This window comes from Serratia sp. LS-1 (genome assembly GCF_003719595.1).
GTDB classification, from domain to species: domain Bacteria; phylum Pseudomonadota; class Gammaproteobacteria; order Enterobacterales; family Enterobacteriaceae; genus Serratia; species Serratia ureilytica.
This window is the reverse complement of the sequence record NZ_CP033504.1, coordinates 3360604-3376389: the sequence shown is the minus strand read 5'-3', so window position 1 is coordinate 3376389 and position 15786 is coordinate 3360604. Positions and strand designations below refer to the sequence as shown.

Below are 15786 nucleotides of genomic sequence, written 5' to 3'. Positions count from 1 at the left end.
CCCGCGCGCTTAGCCGGCGTTCGCATGGATCACGTCGGCGATCAGCTGGTTAACCGGCGCCAGATTCAACGCCAGCGCGTCGCTCTGATACAGCGGTTTGTCGCGCACCACGTCAGACAGCACGCGGCCGTCCAGGTTGGCGGTGTCGACGGTCACCAGCGTCGAAAGACCGATGCGCAGCGGATGATCGGCCACCTGCTTGGCGTCGAGCTCAATACGCACCGGCAGACGTTGCACCACCTTGATCCAGTTGCCGGTGGCGTTCTGGGCCGGCAGCAGCGAGAAGGCGCTGCCGGTGCCCATGTCGATACCGACCACTTTGCCTTGATACACCACGTCGTCGCCGTAGACGTCGCTGACCACCGTCGCCGGCTGGCCGATGCGCATATTGGCGATTTGCGTTTCCTTGAAGTTGGCGTCAACCCAGATGTGATCGGCCGGCACTACCGCCATCAGCGGCGAACCGGCGGCGATCTGCGCGCCGACCTGCACGCTGCGGCGCGAGACATAGCCGGTAATCGGGCTGATCACTTTGGTACGCTGCAGCGCCAGCCAGGCGTCGCGCATCTGCGCGGCGGCTTGCTGGATCGCCGGCTGCTGTTCCAGCGGGGTGTTCAGCACCATCGCCTGGTTGGCGTTGTATTGCTGCACCGCCACTTCCAGCGCGGCTTTGGCGCTGTCGACCGCATCGCGAGCGTGTTGCAGCTCTTCGCGGCCGATGGCGTCAACGCTGCCCAGCACCACGCGACGTTTCAGATCGTTCTCGGCCTTGCTCAGATCGGTCTTGCGCAAGGCGATGTTGGCCTGATACTGCTTACTGTTGATGATCAGCTGGTGGGTCTGACGCACGCTGTTGGCCAGGCCGGTTTTGGCGCGTTCAAACGCCTGCTCGGCATCGGTCGGATCGAGCGTCAGTAGCACGTCGCCCTGCTTGACGTAGTCGGTGTTGTCGAAGTTGACGCTGTTCACGCTGCCGGACACCTGGGCCATGATCTGCACCTGGTTGCCGGAGACGTAGGCGTCGTCGGTTTCCTGGTGATGACGCAGCACCAGGAACCAATACACTAAATAAGCCACCCCTATAACAATGAAAATAACCGTCAGCAACAGCAGCCAAAATTTGCGCTGCTTCTTTTTGCCGCTCGGCTGCTGCGGGTTTTGGGTTTCCGCGCTTGCGCTCATGGTGTTCTCCAAACCTTATATTATTATGCTTTCGAATCCGCTGCGGCCGGGGCCTGATAGCCACCGCCCAACGCGCGGATCAGTCCTATCTTCGCCTGCAGTAAATTGCTGCTGGCATTCAACTCCGCCTGTTGCTGCTGCAATAGCTGCGTCTGGCTGGTCAACAGATCGTCGCGCCCGATAATCCCTGCCTGGTAACGGGCGTTGGCGACCTGATACACCTGTTGCATCGACTGGGCCGCGGACGCCGCCTGCAGCTGCTGTTGTGCAGAGCTCTGCTGGATGGTGATGGCGTCGGCGGTTTCCTGTACCGCATTCAGGATGGTTTGGTTGTAGGATTCCACCGCTTCGTCATACAGCGCGGATTCCTCGCCCAGCTTGCTGCGCAGGGCCCCGGCGTGGAAGATCGGCAGCGAGATCGCCGGCATCACGTTCCAGGCCTGGCTGGCCGCTTCAAACAGATTCGGGCTGGTGCCACTGGTATTGGTGGTCATCAGGCCAGCGAAGGCTGAAATGGTCAGGCTGGGGTAAAACTCTTTACGCGCGGCGCTGACGCGCTGGCTGTAAGACTCCACCAGCTGGCGTTGCGCGGCGATGTCCGGGCGTTTGCCCAGCAGATCCGCCGTCAGTTCGCCCTGCGGCGCCATCAGGTTGTCTGCAGGTAGCGGCACCTGACGCAGGTGCTGCATGGCGTTCGGCCCCTGGCCCGCCAGCGCGGCGAGCTGGTGTCTGAGCTGTTCGATTTGCGACTGCAGCTGCAGAATCTGCTGTTTGGCGACGTCGGACTGCGCCTGGGTTTGTTGCGGCACGTCGACGCCGGTCAGGCCGGCCTGATAGCGCTGTTGGCGCAGCGCGGTCAGGCGCTCGTTGTTGTTCACTTCCTGCTGCAGCAGCTTCTCGAGCGCGAGATTGCTCTGCAGCTGATAATAGGCGGACGCCACCGAGCTGGTCAGCGTCAGCGCCGCCTGTTCCTGCTCGGCGCGCGCTGCGTTCACTTGCGCCTTGGCGGCGTTCACCTGGTTGCGGTATTTGCCCCACCAGTCGAACTCGTACGCCAGGTTCAACCCCAGCGAGTTGGAGCTTGAATAGATCGGCTTATGCGGATACCCCAGCCCCATATTGACGTTCTGCGGCACGCGCTGACGTTGGGTGCTGGCGTTCAGATCCAGGTTCGGCCCGTTGGCGGCGTTGGCTTCGCCTACCACGCTCTGCGCTTCGCGCACGCGGGCGGCGGCCTGACGCAGGGTCGGCGAACTTTGCAGCGTCTGCGTCATCAAGGCGTCCAGCTGCGGATCCTTGAGGGCGCGCCACCACTGCGGGCTGACGGCCAGCGAACTGACTTTCGGCTGAGCCAACTGCAGGCTCTGCGGATCCATCAGCGTGGATTGCGGGGCAATATTATCGGTAGAAGCACACCCGGCCAGCAGCAACACGGCGAACAGCGGGGTGAATCTCCAGTGAAATGGGGATCGCATAAGTAGGTACCTGAACAGAAATTGTGAATTAGGGTAACTGTTCTGTGATTTCCATTTGATCCAGACGTGCCAGCAATTTGCGCGTCAGCTGTTCCAGCTGTTTTTGCTCATCGTCGGTCAGCGTGGACCACAGGAAATGCAGACATTGGTGCTGCGGCGGCAGCAGTTGACTTAGAAATTCTTCCCCCTGCGGCGTCAGATGCAGATGCAGGCAGCGGCGATCGTTGTCGCTTTCCCGGCGCTCGATCCAGCCGCGCTTCTCCAGCTCGTCGGCGATGCGGGTCGCATTGGTGCGCGAGGAGCCCAGGGCAGAGCTTAGCTCAGAAGGTTGGATGCTGTGGCTTTCCTGCGCATCCAGGGTAATCAGCGCCATAAACAGTGTTTCGTTAATCCCCTGCGCTTTCAGCATCTTATTGCGATTTTCCAGCAGCTTGCCTTGCATGTGCATGCACAGACGGGTCAGCAGGATTTCCTGATAAGGGAAATCTTTCTGCCGCGTGGCGCGGAAATTCAGCATTTGTTCTATGGGGGCAAACGAGCTTTCCATAATTTAGGGCCTCATTAATTTCGTTCGAGATAGTAACGACGGTGACAAATAATGTAAATGTTCAGCCGTGCGGATAATTTAGCAATTCGTGTCATTTGTCAGTGTTTGTAAAGATGTGACGCCTGAAAACGCCAGTGTGAAGCCAAACGGTCGGAGGCGGCGTCAGCCAGGGCCGAAAAACATTAACAATTTTAATGTGACGCCAAAGGCCGTCGCGCCGAGCAGCGTCGACAGAATGATGCTTTTACTGCGGTAGAAGCACAGCGCCAGCGCGGCGAACCCCGCTAACGTCGGCAGCAGCTTGTCCGGTTCGCGCATCACCACCGGCGTGCTGGAGACCACCAGCAGGGCGCAGATGGAGGCGATGCCGATGCTGTCGAGCAGCAGGGCGGCTTTGCCGCGTTTGATGCCGGGCTGAGCGCGCGCCGGCGCCAGCCGCAGCGGCAGATAACGGAACAGGTAGTTGGCGCAACCCACCACCAGGCCGATCACCAGCACATCAGTGTTCATGGCTGGCCTCCGCGTGCGGGGGTTGGAACAGGGCGGCGGCGCAGCCGGCGCCGATGCCGGCCAAAATGGCGACCGGAATGGAGAACAGCACCACGCCGAGCAGCGCGCCGGCCAGCGCGGCGGCGATGGTCAGGCTCTGCGGGCGCCGGAAGGCGGCCAGCAGGAAACTGAGAAACAGCGCCGGCAGCATGAAGGCGAGCGAGGCCTCGATCACCGGGAACTGCTCCAGCGGGCCGTTGCCGAACAGCGCGCCGAGCGCGGTGCCGGCCACCCAGGAGAGCCAGGAACAGAGCGCGATGCCCAGCATCCAGTTTTCGCTCCAGCTGCGGTTATTGCGCATCAGCCTGGCGGTGGCGGCGGCGAAGACCTCATCGGTCAGGCCAAAGGCCCACAGCGCCGTTTTGCCGGGCGACAGGCGCGAGACGATGCGGTGACGCAGCGCCGGGCCATACAACAGGTGGCGCACGTCCATCGCCATTACCGTCAGCGCGGAGACCCACAGCGACATGCCGGCGCTCAGCAGGGCGGTGATCACGAACTGGCTGGCGCCGGCGTAGATGATGCAGGAGAAGAAAATGCTTTCCAGCGGGGAAAAGCCCAGTTTGACGGCGCTGAGGCCGAAAGCGAACGCCACCGGCACGTACCCGATGACGATCGGCAAACTGTCGACGACGCCGTTGGCGAAGGTGGCGCTGACGGCGGGCGGAGTAAGGCTGTCTGCAGCTTGGCTTTGCATGGTTGTGGGTCGCAGGGTAGATAGGTCGTCAATAGTTTATGCCCAGAACATTACCAGAGAGTAAGTAATGTTTATACCCTGCACCGCTAATAAATTTCTTTAGTGACTATTTGCACGATAATCAGATTGCCGCCGGCCCCTGCGGATCGTGATGCTTGCCGAGCCACCAGGTCAGCAGGTTGAGCAGGCATAACACCCCTCCGACGGCGGCTACGCCGTACCAGCCGGCATGCTGATAGGCGGACGCGGAGAGCAGCGAACCGAGGGCGCCGCCGATAAAGTAGCTGGTCATGTAGCCGGCGGTCAGGCGGTTGCGCGCCTCCGGCATGATGCGATACATCACGCTCTGGTTGGTGACGTGTACCGCCTGCACCGCCAGATCGAGGATCAGGATGCCGGCGATCAGCGCCCACAGCGATTGTTTAGCCAGCGCGATAGGTATCCAGGACAGCAGCAGCAATACCAGGCCGACGGTGGTGGTCAACCCGGCCTTGCCTTTGTCCGCCAGATGCCCGGCGCGCGAAGCGGCCAGCGCTCCGGCGGCGCCCACCAGACCGAACAGTCCGATCACCCCTTCGGAATAGTTGAACGGCGGCGCGGCGAGCAGAAAGGCCATTGAGGTCCAGAGTACGCTGAAGTTGGCGAACGACAGCGCGCCGAGAATGGCGCGGGTGCGCAGCAGCGGCGTGCGGCAGAACAGGCTGAAGATCGAGGCCAGCAGCTGCGGGTAGTTCAGCCCGGAGTGTTGCTTATAGCGCGGCAGCGCGCGCCACAGGATCAGCGCCATCAGGATCATCAGCACGCTGGCGACCCAGTAGATGGTGCGCCAGCCGCCGAACGACGCCAAGGCGCCCGCGACGGTGCGCGCAAGCAGGATGCCGAGCAGCAGGCCGCTCATGATGATGCCGACGGTCTTGCCGCGCTTTTCCGGGTGGGCCAGCGTGGCGGCCAGCGGCACCAGGATCTGCGCCACCACCGAGAACAGCCCGGTGAGCGCGGTGCCGAGGATCATCATCGGCAGCGTGGCGGAAGTAGCGGTGATCAGCATGCCGCCGGCGGCCAGCAGCGTCATGAACACGATCAGCCCGCGGCGCTCGAACATATCGCCGAGCGGCACCAGCAGCAGCAGGCCGGTGGCGTAACCGAGCTGCGCGGCGGTGACGATAAAGCCGGCCTGGTTGACCGACAGGTTGAAACCGGTGGCGATGGTTTCCAGCAGCGGTTGCGCGTAATAGTTGCTGGCGACCGCCAGACCGGTTGCGATGGCAATCAGCACGGTCAGCGCCGGACTGAGGCCCGGATGGGCGTTTTGTTGGTTCATGTTTTTTTCATCACGGGAAGAAGATAGCGCGCAGTATCCGGCAACGCGTCTGCGGAAACCAATGTATAATTTTCATTTGATTTATCTCATTTCAAGATAGATGCCATGAACCTGAAACAGATCCGCTATGCGCTGGCGGTGGCGGAAGAACAGAGTTTCACCCGGGCGGCGCAGCGCTGCCATACGGTGCAGTCCGCGCTCAGCCACCAGATCGCCAAACTGGAAGAAGAGCTGGGCTGTACGCTGTTTGAGCGCACTTCGCGCCGGGTGCGGTTGACCCCTGCCGGCCAGGCTTTCATACCCTCGGCGCAGCGACTGTTGGCGGCGCAGCAGGCGCTGGTGGAGGAGGTGACCGCCGCCGGCGATGCGGTGTCCGGCACCCTGACCATCGGCACGATTTCAACCATAAACGCGATTGATCTGACCGAAAAGCTCGACAAGTTTCATCGCCACTATCCGGCGGTGAACATCCGCCTGTACGTTGGCATGAGCGAAGCCCTGCTGGAGGATGTGCGTCAGCAGAAGTGCGATATGGCGTTCGTCGGCATCTGGCCCGGCGATGTCGATCTGCTGCCGATGTCGCACCGGCAGTTGACCGATGAGCCGCTGGTGGCGCTGGTGGCGCCGCAGCACCCGCTGGCCAACCGCGAGCGGGTTAACCTGCAGGCGCTGGCGGAAGTGCCGCTGGTGGATTTCTACAGCGGCACCGGCGCGCGGCGCCAAACCGATCGCGCCTTCCTGGCGGCGGGCATCCGCCGGCACGTCAGTTTTGAGATCGATCATATCGAATGGCTGGAGAATCTGGTGCGGCGCGGGTTGGCGGCGGGCATCGTACCGATCTCGACCGCGCAACGCTTAAGCGCGCTGGTGTCGATTCCGATTGAAGACGGGCCGCGGCGCCAGGTGTATTGCATCTGGCCGCAGCCCTTGTCGAACGCCGCCGCCCGTTTTTTACAGTTCAGCGGCATCGATCTGGCGGGGTAGGGGCGCGGCAGAGGCGCCCCCGCTCGGTTACGGCTTCGCCGCTGCGGCGGCGGTTTTCACCCAGCCGTCGAAGGTCGCCTGATGCGCCTTGATCCAACCGTTGACGTGGTTTTGGATGTCGGCCTCCGAAGCCTGGCCTTCATGCATGCGCAGGTTTTGCGCGTTGATGTCGGCGATCGGCAGCTTCATGGTGGCGAACAGCTTGGCGGCCGCCGGGTTGGCTTCGGCCCACTGCTTGTTGGCGGCGATGCGCATGGTGTTGACCGGGAAGCCGTAGTTGGCGCCGTTAGGCAGCTTGGTATCGACGTTCTTCTGCTCGCCCGGCAAGGAAGAGAACGGTACCTGCAGCCAGACCACGTCGCGGCCCGGCACCATCACATCGCTGACCCAGTACGGCGTCCAGGTGTAATACAGCACCGGTTTGCCCTCTTTGTAGCGGGTGATGGTGTCGGCGATCATCGCCGCGTAGTTGCCCTGGTTGTGTTCGACGGTATTGCTCAGGCCATAGGCCTTGATGTGGTGGTTGATCACCGCCTCGCAGCCCCAGCCCGGGGTGCAGCCGGTCAGATCGGCCTTGCCGTCGCCGTTGGTGTCGAACAGCTTGGCGATCTTGGGATCCTTGAGCTGTTCGACGTTGGTGATGTGGTACTGCTCGGCGGTTTTCTTGTCGATCAGGTAGCCCTGCGCGGCGCCGTTGACGTAGACGCCTTCGCGGTAGAACTTGGCGTCGCCGCCGGCGGCCTTGTACTGATCGGCGTGCAGCGGATCCCAATTGACCGCGATAAAGGTGGCGTCGCCGGAGGCGATGGAGGTGTAGGCGACGTTGTAATCCACTTCGCGCGGTTCCTTCACGTCGTAACCCAGTTTTTCCAGCGCCTTGCTGACCAGCAGCGTCTGGAACGTCTCTTCGGAAATGGTGCTTTGCACCGGCTGTACCGCTATTCCCTTGCCGGGTAAATCCGCCGCGATGGCGCTCTGTGAGCCAATCAGTGTCGTCAGGGCGAGAGCCCAGATGCCCGTGGTGCGCATAGTGTTTCCCCTCTTTTGATGTGGTGGTGCCCTGGCCCGCCGGGGCCGCAGCCGCCGGCGGGAAAAGCGTCAGGCTTGTTTGATAAATGGACGGGTAAACAGCCCGATGGGGCCGCGACGGTACCAGCGGCCGATGCCCTTGCTGCGGCGATCGCGCCCCAGCGATTGGGTGAGGCGATCGAGAATGATCGCCAGGATCACGATGCCGACCCCGCCGATGGCGGCCAGGCCCATATCCAGCCGGCCGATGCCGCGCAGCACCATCTGGCCCAGACCGCCGACGGCGATCATCGAGGCGATGACGACCATCGACAGCGCCAACATCAGCGTCTGGTTCACGCCGGCCATGATGGTCGGCATCGCCAGCGGCAGCTGCACCTTGAACAGCAGCTGGCGCGGGCTGGCGCCAAAGGATTCGGCGGCCTCGATCAGATCCTCCGGCACCTGCTTGATGCCAAGAATGGTCAGACGCACGATCGGCGGCAGCGCGAAGATAATGGTCACCACCACGCCCGGCACGTTGCCGATGCCGAACAGCATGACGATCGGCACCAGATAGACGAAGGCCGGGGTGGTTTGCATGGCGTCGAGCAGCGGCCTAATCACTTTGGCGGCATGCTTGCTGCGCGCCAGCCAGATGCCGAGCGGCAGGCCGATAAGGATGCAGAAGAACAGCGCGGTCAGCACCAGCGCCAGCGTAACCATCGCCTGCGACCAGGCGCCGATGGCGCCGATGGCGACCAGAGAGAGCAGCGTCGCGGCGCCCATGCCGAGGCCCGCGATCTGCCAGGCGACCAGCGAGAACACCAGAATGGCGATCGGCGCCGGCATGCCCAACAGCAATTGCTGGAAGCCGCTCAGGATCACGTCTACCGGCACGCGGATGCCCTGGAACAGCGGGCGGAAGTGCAGCACCAGCCAGTCGATGCCTTGCGTGACCCAGGAATCAAACGGCACCCAGGCCTTATGGAACGGATCAAGCAGGCTGAAGTGCTCAGGCTGCGCCGGGGCGCTGCTGAGCCAATCGGCGCCTTGCCCGGCGGCGTCATGAGCGGCCGGCGGCGGTGCGCTGGACCAGGCGTCGCCGGCGTTGGCGGCGGCATCGTGAGCGGGGGCAGCGCCGGCATCGGCCGGTGCGGTAGCCCAGGGATCTTGGGTTTGCGTGGTATCACTCATTGGCTGAGCCCTCCTTGTCCAACGCCTGCAACAGCATGGCCTTGGAGATGATGCCGAGATAGTTATGTTCTTCGCCCACTACCGGCACCGCGCACGGCGCCTGGGCGACCAGGGAGATCAGATCGCTGAGCGGCGTGTCGGCCGGCACGGCGGCGGGGGCCTCAAGCAGGGCATCGTCCAGCGTTTGATTGGCGGACAGCGCCTTTTTCAGCGACTCTATCGACACCACGCCGATAAATTTCTTCCCGCGTTCAACAACATAACCATAATCACGGTCCTCATCGCGCAGCAGCTGCAGCGCCGAGCGGGGGCCAAAACCGGGGGTTTTGCGGATCAGCGTCACCGGACGCCGCTGGGCGATATCCTTGGCGCTGAACACATGACTGATGTCCACGCCGCGGAAGAAGGTGCGCACGTAGTCGTTGGCAGGATTATTGAGGATCTCGTCCGGCGTGCCGACCTGGATCACCTCGCCGCCCTGCATGATGGCGATGCGATCGCCAATGCGCATCGCTTCGTCCAGATCGTGGGAAATAAACACGATGGTGCGCTGATGCTGAGCCTGTAATTTCACCAGCTCATCCTGCATTTCGGTGCGAATTAACGGATCGAGCGCCGAGAAGGCTTCGTCCATCAATAATATATCCGGGTTATTGGCCATCGCGCGGGCTAATCCCACGCGCTGACGCATGCCGCCGGATAATTCATCCGGATAAGACAGCGCATAATTTTCCAGCCCGACCTGACGCAGGGCGTCCAGCGCTTTTTCCTGGCGTTCCTGCAGCGGTATTCCGGCTAATTCCATGCCAAAGGCGGTATTATTCAGAACATTCATGTGCGGCATTAGCGCGAATGACTGAAATACCATGCTGATCTTATTTCGCCGCACGGTGCGCAGCGCGGTGTCGGATATTTTGGCGATGTCCTCACCGTCGATCAGCACCTGACCGCGGGTGGGTTCTATCAGACGATTGAGAAGGCGTACCAGGGTGGACTTGCCGGAACCGGAGAGCCCCATGATGACAAATATCTCGCCTTCTTCAATGGCCAGAGTGGCGTCTTTTACGCCGAGCGATAAGCCGGTTTTTTCAAACAGCCGATCTTTTGTCAGACCTTTATCCAGCAGTTTGAATGCGCGTTCCGGGTGCTCGCCAAATATCTTATACAGGTTCTTTACTTCGAGTTTAATTGCCATGCAATTTGCTGTTTCCTCTGGTTTAATTAAAGCGTTATGGGCTGTCCTTAGCAAAATAAAAGAGCTTTTTACCCTAACACAGTGAATATCTGAGACAACCCTCAATGTCATTTAAATAGGATATTAGTGGTTTACATCAAGGTTTTAATTAGTTATGGTAATTTGGCCCGTGACTCAAAATTGACGGCCATTATTCGCCATAATGGTTTGGTTTTTGGGGAAATAATACGGTGTGGCGCAGAGAGATATTTGGGCGCCGCGCCTGCCGTTCGGATAATAAAAAACCCGACCAGAGGCCGGGCAAAAGTCATCAGTATTTCATCAGTTTTAACGACAGGTGCCGATATCGAGGGGGATATCGTCGAGCGTCATGTTATCGCCTTAGTATGACAGCCAGATGGCAGCCTCAGGCCTTGCGATACAGCCTGCGCGGATGGCCGATATTGCCGTACAGCATCTCCACCCGCACGAACTGGGTGGCGACGCAATATTCCAGATAACGGCGAGCGGTGGTTTTGCTGATGCCGACCTGTTCGACCACATCTTCCACCGCATGCGCCACCGCCGGCTGGGCGATAAACAGCGCCTGCACCAGCTCCAGCGTGTTGGTTTCTATGCCTTTGGCGCTCGGTTCGCTGGAGAACTGCTTCGACTGCAGGTTGTACAGCGCATCGACATTGTCCTGATCGATGATTTTGAAGGTGCGCTGGGTCTGCACGAACTGCATGAAGCGCTCGAGCGAGTTGCGCAGCCGTTTGTAAGACACCGGCTTGATGATGTAGTCGAAGGCGCCGTTGCGGATCGCCTGGCTGCAGGTATGCATGTCGCTGGCGGCGGTGATGAAAATCACCGAACAGGCGGGATTCTTTACCGCCGGTTCTTCCATCAGCTCAATGCCCTGGCCGTCCGGCAGAAAGTTGTCCAGCAGGATCAGCCGCGGCTGATGCTCGTTGGCTTTGGCCCGCGCTTCGGCCAGCGTGGCGGCGTAGGCCACCACCCGCAGGTTGAAATTTTTCTCGATGAACTCTGCGTGCAGCGTCGCCAGTTGCGGCTCATCTTCCACGATCAGAACGTCCAGTGTTTGGTGTGACATAATCGGGTGCTCAAAAAAATCGGGTTATGGGTTTTATTTAGGGATAAATATAGAGAATATCGCGCCGTGCGGCTCGTTGTCCGACACTTCTATGCTGCCGTGCGCCTGCGCCACGTGGCTGGCGACCAGATGCAGGCCGATGCCGTGGTCGCTTTTATCCGCTTTGGTGGTGACGCCCTGTTCAAACAGCGTATCACGAATCTCCTCGGCGATGCCGGTGCCGCGATCCGCCACCTCGATCACCAGCTCGTCGCTGCCGTCGCTGATATAGAGTTCGATCGCGTCGTGCGGAGCCGGGCAGTGCAGCGTCGCCTCCACGGCATTATCCAGCAGGTTGCCGACGATCGACATCAGTTCGGTCTCATTCAGCGCCGCCGGGATCTGACGCAGCTGGCAGGCCGGATCGAAACGCAGTTCGATGCCTTTCTCTCTGGCGCTGGAGTATTTGCCCAGCAGCAGCCCGCACAGCGCCGCCGAACTGAAGCGCTGCGAGATGAAATCGAGGATCTCCTGCGCCCCCTCCGACTGGGCTTCCACATAGCGGATGGCCTCGTCGTAGCGCTGCATATGCAGCAGCCCGGCCAGCGTGGCGGTCCAGTTCAGCTGCTCGTGGCGCATGATGCGCAGGTTGTCGGCATAGCGTTTCACCTGGCTGAGCTGGCTGCTCAGGGTATTGATATCGTTCTTGTCGCGGAAGCTGATCACCCAGCCTTGCAGCTCCTGCTCCTGCATGATGCGCACCCGGCTGGCGATCACCCGCACGTGGTTGAAGCGGCACACCTCGTCATGGGTGTCGTGCTCCAAGTGCGCGACGGCGAAAAAGTCCGGCTGGGCCTGGATCACGTCGCCGATCGGCCGGCCCAGCAGGCCGGTGGCGGGCTGATGCAGATCCAACAGCTCACGCGCCGCATGGTTGATGGTGATGATCCGCAGCTGCGGATCGATGGCGATCACGCCCTCATAGATGGCTTCCAGCAGCGCTTTTTGCTGGCGCACCAGCAGCGCGATCTCTTTCGGCTCCAGCCAGAACATTTGGCGTTTGAGATTTTTCGACAGCAGCCAGGAAAAAACGAACAGGGCGATCAGCAGCAGCACGATGGAACCGATAATTTGCGTTAATGTCCTGGCATTTAAATTATCGATATGCGATTTCAAATAGCCGACGGAAACGATGCCGATGACGTGATTATTTTCATCCAGAATCGGCGCCTTGCTGCGTAATGAAACGCCGATGCCGCCCTTGCGAATGGAAATAATGCTTTTTCCTTCCAATACTTCTTTATTATCACCGCCGATCATCGGCGTGCCCAGGCGGCCCTCATATTCTGAATGATAGAGATGACGGGCATGATTATCACCGATGACGATATAGCTGGCGTCGCTGCTGGCGCGGATTTTTTTCATCAACGCAGCGATCCTGGCGGCGTCGTTTTTTTCTACGGCATCCACCAACGAAGGGATAAGGGCGATTTCACGCGCCTGCACCTGGGCGCGGGCGCCGAGATCGCGGTGCAGCTGCGCATCCAGCTGGTAATAGGTGTAGGCGCCGATGCAGCTCAGCAGCAGGCAGGAGAAGGCCACCAGGCACAGAAACAGCTTGATTTGAAATGAGAGTTTAAGGCGCATGGCGGAGCTTCACCGTAAAGAGATCCTGAAGCCTTACCCTATCACGAGATACGGGGTGTGTAATATTGCGCCCGATCAACTTGTGATCCCTCACACGGGATTAGAGTGAACCGGACGAGAATTGTTCGTCTGCGATAAAGTTGATAAGCTTTAAAATAAAAACGGCATTAACACCATTAAAACCACGCTGATTTTTACATAATCTTAATTAACCCCATAGAAACCATAACCACCATTAAAAACCCTTTTTAATTTTGAACATAATCACAGCAGATAATCCGTGCGCTTCTCTATGATGGCTGAACAAACTAATAAGAGGCCAGATTATGAGCACAACAGATGATTCTTACCTCGTAGCCAAAGACAAGGCCGCTGATATTCCTCTGCGTGAGAAATGGTGGCGGATACTGGATAATTATAAAGTAGGGATTATTCCGTTACCGTTCTTTATTCTGGCCGGCGTGTTGATTCTGCTCGACTGCCTGGAAGGCAAATTGCCGAGCGATATCGTGGTGATGGTCGCCACCCTGGCGTTCTTCGGTTTCGCCTGCGGCGAATTCGGCAAGCGCCTGCCGCTGATCGGCAAAATGGGCGCGGCGGCGATCTGCGCCACCTTCATTCCTTCCGCGCTGGTGCACTATGGCCTGCTGCCGGACGTGGTGGTGGAGTCGACCACCAAGTTCTACAAATCGACCAACATTCTTTACCTCTACATCTGCTGCATCATCGTCGGCAGCATCATGAGCATGAACCGCCAGGTGCTGATCCAGGGCTTCCTGCGCATCTTCATCCCCATGCTGTGCGGCGAGATCGTCGGCATGCTGGTGGGGATGGGCGTCGGCATGGCGCTGGGCCTGGAACCGTTCCAGATCTTCTTCTTCCTGATCCTGCCGATCATGGCCGGCGGCGTAGGTGAAGGGGCGATCCCGCTGTCGATGGGCTATGCCGCGATCCTGCACATGGAGCAGGGCGTGGCGCTGGGGCGCATTCTGCCTATCGTGATGCTCGGCAGCCTGACCGCTATCGTCATCGCCGGCCTGCTCAACCAGCTGGGCAAGCGTTATCCGCACCTGACCGGCGAAGGCAGCCTGATGCCGAGCAAGCAGGGTGAAAGCGACATGAGCGCGGTGGAAAAAATCAGCGGCAAGGTGGACGTCAGCACCATCGCCTGCGGCGCGCTGTTGGCCATTCTGCTGTATATGGTGGGCATGCTGCTGCACCGTCTGATCGGCCTGCCGGCGCCGGTGGGCATGCTGTTCGCCGCCGTGGCGGTGAAGTTGGCGCACGGGGTGTCGCCGCGCATTCAGGAAGGCTCGCAGGTGGTGTACAAATTCTTCCGCACCGCCGTGACCTATCCCATCCTGTTCGCCGTCGGGGTAGCCATCACGCCGTGGCAGGAACTGGTGGACGCGTTCACCGTACAGAATCTGATCGTGATCGTCACCACCGTCAGCGCGCTGGTAGCGACCGGTTTCTTCGTCGGCAAGAAAATCGGCATGCATCCTATCGACGTGGCGATCGTCTCCTGCTGCCAGAGCGGGCAGGGCGGGACCGGCGACGTCGCGATCCTCACCGCCGGCAACCGCATGTCGTTGATGCCATTCGCCCAGATCGCAACCCGTATCGGCGGCGCTATCAACGTTTCGCTGTCGCTGCTGGTGTTGGCCAAGTTCTTCGTATAACTCCTATAAATCCTTAGCGTTACTTTGCCTTTCCCCGCCCCCGCGGGGATTTTTTTTGCCCGCGCGCCGGCCCGACGCGCGGGCGGGGAACTGCCGGTTACGCCGCTTGCTTCATGGCGGCGTCGTACCACGCGAAGTAGCGCTCTACGCCGCGACGGCCGGATTCGATCAGCGCGCGTTTCTTCTCCTCGCTGATGCCGAACTCCAGCGTGCCGACGTCGAGCGTGTCGACATACACGGTGCGCTTCCAGTCATCGCTGTCCAGATGCACCTTGGTTTGGATGTCCAGCATCACGTTGGCCACCGCCAGGGTGAAATCAAACAGGTTGTTGACCGGCGTGCGCGGGCCGGCCTGACCGGCGGCCTGAGCGATTTCACTGGCGGAGTCCAGGCGAATGCCCAGCGTACGGGTGTTGATGCGCTGGCTGGTGCTGTCGATGTAAGGCGGCGTGGCGGAGAAGTCATAGTCGAACAGCCGCACCGGGTAGTTGTCGATCATGCCGCCGTCGATGCACAGGTCGCCCAGGGCATTTTTCTTCGCCACGAAGGCGAACGGGAACGACATCGAAATGCGCAGGCCATCCGCCACTTTCATGCGCGGCGTGGTACGGTGAGAATAAACCTCTCGCTGGCCGCTGTTGAGGTTGGCACCGATAAAGTAAATCGACTTGAACCCTTTCGCCGCCTTCATCGCTTCGAACTGTTCGAAGGTAATATCCGGGTTGCCGGTATATTGTTTGATAATATCGCGTGACCATTGATAGAAATAATCGCCGGGCGCGATGCCGTATTGATTGAACAGGCGATAGGCGTCCTGGAGCGTGCCGAAAAAACCGCCGTTATAATCGAGGAATTTTTTAAAATCCATCGCCGACAGAATCTTGGTCACGTCGGCCGAGCTGCAGCCCAGCCCGACCAGCAGCGCGGCGATGGCGCCCGCTGAGGCGCCGGAAGTTTGCTTGATCTGCGGCATGATGCCTTTGGCCTCCAGCAATTCCAGTGCGCCGCCATAGGCGATGCCTTTTACGCCGCCGCCTTCAAAGACCAGGTTTTCGAATTGATAGCTCATCATATTTCCTTACTCGTGGTTTAGGGAGTAAGAAAAATAACGAAGCGGCGCACGAGAAAATATGGATTGGGGTTGTGTGGCTTGGCAAACAAAATTATTCATAATGAATATATTATTTATATATTTATCAAAGGCATTTATTAAACAGGCGCATCGGACTT

15 protein-coding genes are annotated in these 15786 nt (G+C 59.9%); 3 read left to right on the top strand and 12 right to left on the bottom strand.

The window, feature by feature from the left end:
• Positions 1–9: 9 nt before the first annotated feature.
• The 6 genes from emrA to EDY99_RS16190 all read right to left on the bottom strand — a co-directional run bounded on the left by emrA (position 10) and on the right by EDY99_RS16190 (position 5771).
• Positions 10–1182, bottom strand: coding sequence for a multidrug efflux MFS transporter periplasmic adaptor subunit EmrA (emrA, locus tag EDY99_RS16215; protein ID WP_016929855.1), 1173 nt, complete (start codon positions 1180–1182; stop codon positions 10–12).
• A 23-nt stretch (positions 1183–1205) separates the two neighbouring features.
• A complete protein-coding gene (locus EDY99_RS16210; protein ID WP_033644165.1) occupies positions 1206–2657 on the bottom strand; it encodes an efflux transporter outer membrane subunit in 1452 nt (483 codons plus the stop codon).
• 28 nt (positions 2658–2685) lie between these two features.
• Positions 2686–3204: a transcriptional repressor MprA gene (mprA, locus tag EDY99_RS16205; protein WP_004928879.1), complete on the bottom strand. Its 519-nt coding sequence runs from the start codon at positions 3202–3204 to the stop codon at positions 2686–2688.
• Positions 3205–3366: 162 nt separating this feature from the next.
• On the bottom strand, positions 3367–3714 hold the full coding sequence (gene ygaH, locus EDY99_RS16200) for an L-valine transporter subunit YgaH (RefSeq protein ID WP_033644164.1): 348 nt from the start codon (positions 3712–3714) through the stop codon (positions 3367–3369).
• Positions 3704–4450, bottom strand: a complete 747-nt coding sequence (locus EDY99_RS16195; RefSeq protein ID WP_033644163.1) for an AzlC family ABC transporter permease — start codon at positions 4448–4450, stop codon at positions 3704–3706. The genes ygaH and EDY99_RS16195 overlap by 11 nt, the downstream gene beginning before the upstream one ends.
• Before the next feature lie 121 nt (positions 4451–4571).
• Positions 4572–5771: an MFS transporter gene (locus tag EDY99_RS16190; protein WP_033644162.1), complete on the bottom strand. Its 1200-nt coding sequence runs from the start codon at positions 5769–5771 to the stop codon at positions 4572–4574.
• Positions 5772–5876: 105 nt separating this feature from the next.
• Here EDY99_RS16190 and EDY99_RS16185 point away from each other — a divergent pair, with 105 nt between their 5' ends.
• The gene (locus EDY99_RS16185) at positions 5877–6755 is read left to right on the top strand and encodes a LysR family transcriptional regulator (protein WP_019455589.1); all 879 of its coding nucleotides are present in this window, start codon (positions 5877–5879) and stop codon (positions 6753–6755) included.
• A gap of 27 nt (positions 6756–6782) precedes the next feature.
• Here the strand turns inward: EDY99_RS16185 and proX are convergent, their stop codons facing one another.
• The 3 genes from proX to proV form a co-directional block, all read right to left on the bottom strand.
• Positions 6783–7784 carry a glycine betaine/L-proline ABC transporter substrate-binding protein ProX gene (gene proX / locus EDY99_RS16180; protein ID WP_123061928.1) on the bottom strand — a complete coding sequence of 334 codons (1002 nt, stop codon included), beginning with the start codon at positions 7782–7784 and terminating at the stop codon, positions 6783–6785.
• Positions 7785–7853: 69 nt separating this feature from the next.
• Positions 7854–8960: a glycine betaine/L-proline ABC transporter permease ProW gene (gene proW / locus EDY99_RS16175; protein ID WP_033644159.1), complete on the bottom strand. Its 1107-nt coding sequence runs from the start codon at positions 8958–8960 to the stop codon at positions 7854–7856.
• A complete protein-coding gene (gene proV / locus EDY99_RS16170; RefSeq protein ID WP_042785248.1) occupies positions 8953–10155 on the bottom strand; it encodes a glycine betaine/L-proline ABC transporter ATP-binding protein ProV in 1203 nt (400 codons plus the stop codon). Before proV ends, proW begins: the two co-directional genes overlap by 8 nt.
• Positions 10156–10281: 126 nt before the next feature.
• Here proV and EDY99_RS24660 point away from each other — a divergent pair, with 126 nt between their 5' ends.
• Positions 10282–10545, top strand: coding sequence for a hypothetical protein (locus EDY99_RS24660; RefSeq protein WP_127897172.1), 264 nt, complete (start codon positions 10282–10284; stop codon positions 10543–10545).
• A 16-nt stretch (positions 10546–10561) separates the two neighbouring features.
• Here the strand turns inward: EDY99_RS24660 and EDY99_RS16165 are convergent, their stop codons facing one another.
• Positions 10562–11248, bottom strand: a complete 687-nt coding sequence (locus tag EDY99_RS16165; protein ID WP_033644157.1) for a response regulator — start codon at positions 11246–11248, stop codon at positions 10562–10564.
• Between the two features lie 33 nt (positions 11249–11281).
• The gene (locus EDY99_RS16160) at positions 11282–12874 is read right to left on the bottom strand and encodes a sensor histidine kinase (RefSeq protein ID WP_033644156.1); all 1593 of its coding nucleotides are present in this window, start codon (positions 12872–12874) and stop codon (positions 11282–11284) included.
• A gap of 326 nt (positions 12875–13200) precedes the next feature.
• On the opposite strand from EDY99_RS16160, the gene EDY99_RS16155 reads away from it, so the two are divergent.
• Positions 13201–14556: a 2-hydroxycarboxylate transporter family protein gene (locus tag EDY99_RS16155; RefSeq protein WP_033644155.1), complete on the top strand. Its 1356-nt coding sequence runs from the start codon at positions 13201–13203 to the stop codon at positions 14554–14556.
• Positions 14557–14653: 97 nt separating this feature from the next.
• On the opposite strand, the gene EDY99_RS16150 is transcribed toward EDY99_RS16155, so the two are convergent.
• Positions 14654–15625 (bottom strand): patatin-like phospholipase family protein, encoded by a 972-nt coding sequence (locus tag EDY99_RS16150; RefSeq protein ID WP_033644154.1) that lies wholly within the window; start codon positions 15623–15625, stop codon positions 14654–14656.
• Between the last annotated feature and the right edge of the window lie 161 nt (positions 15626–15786).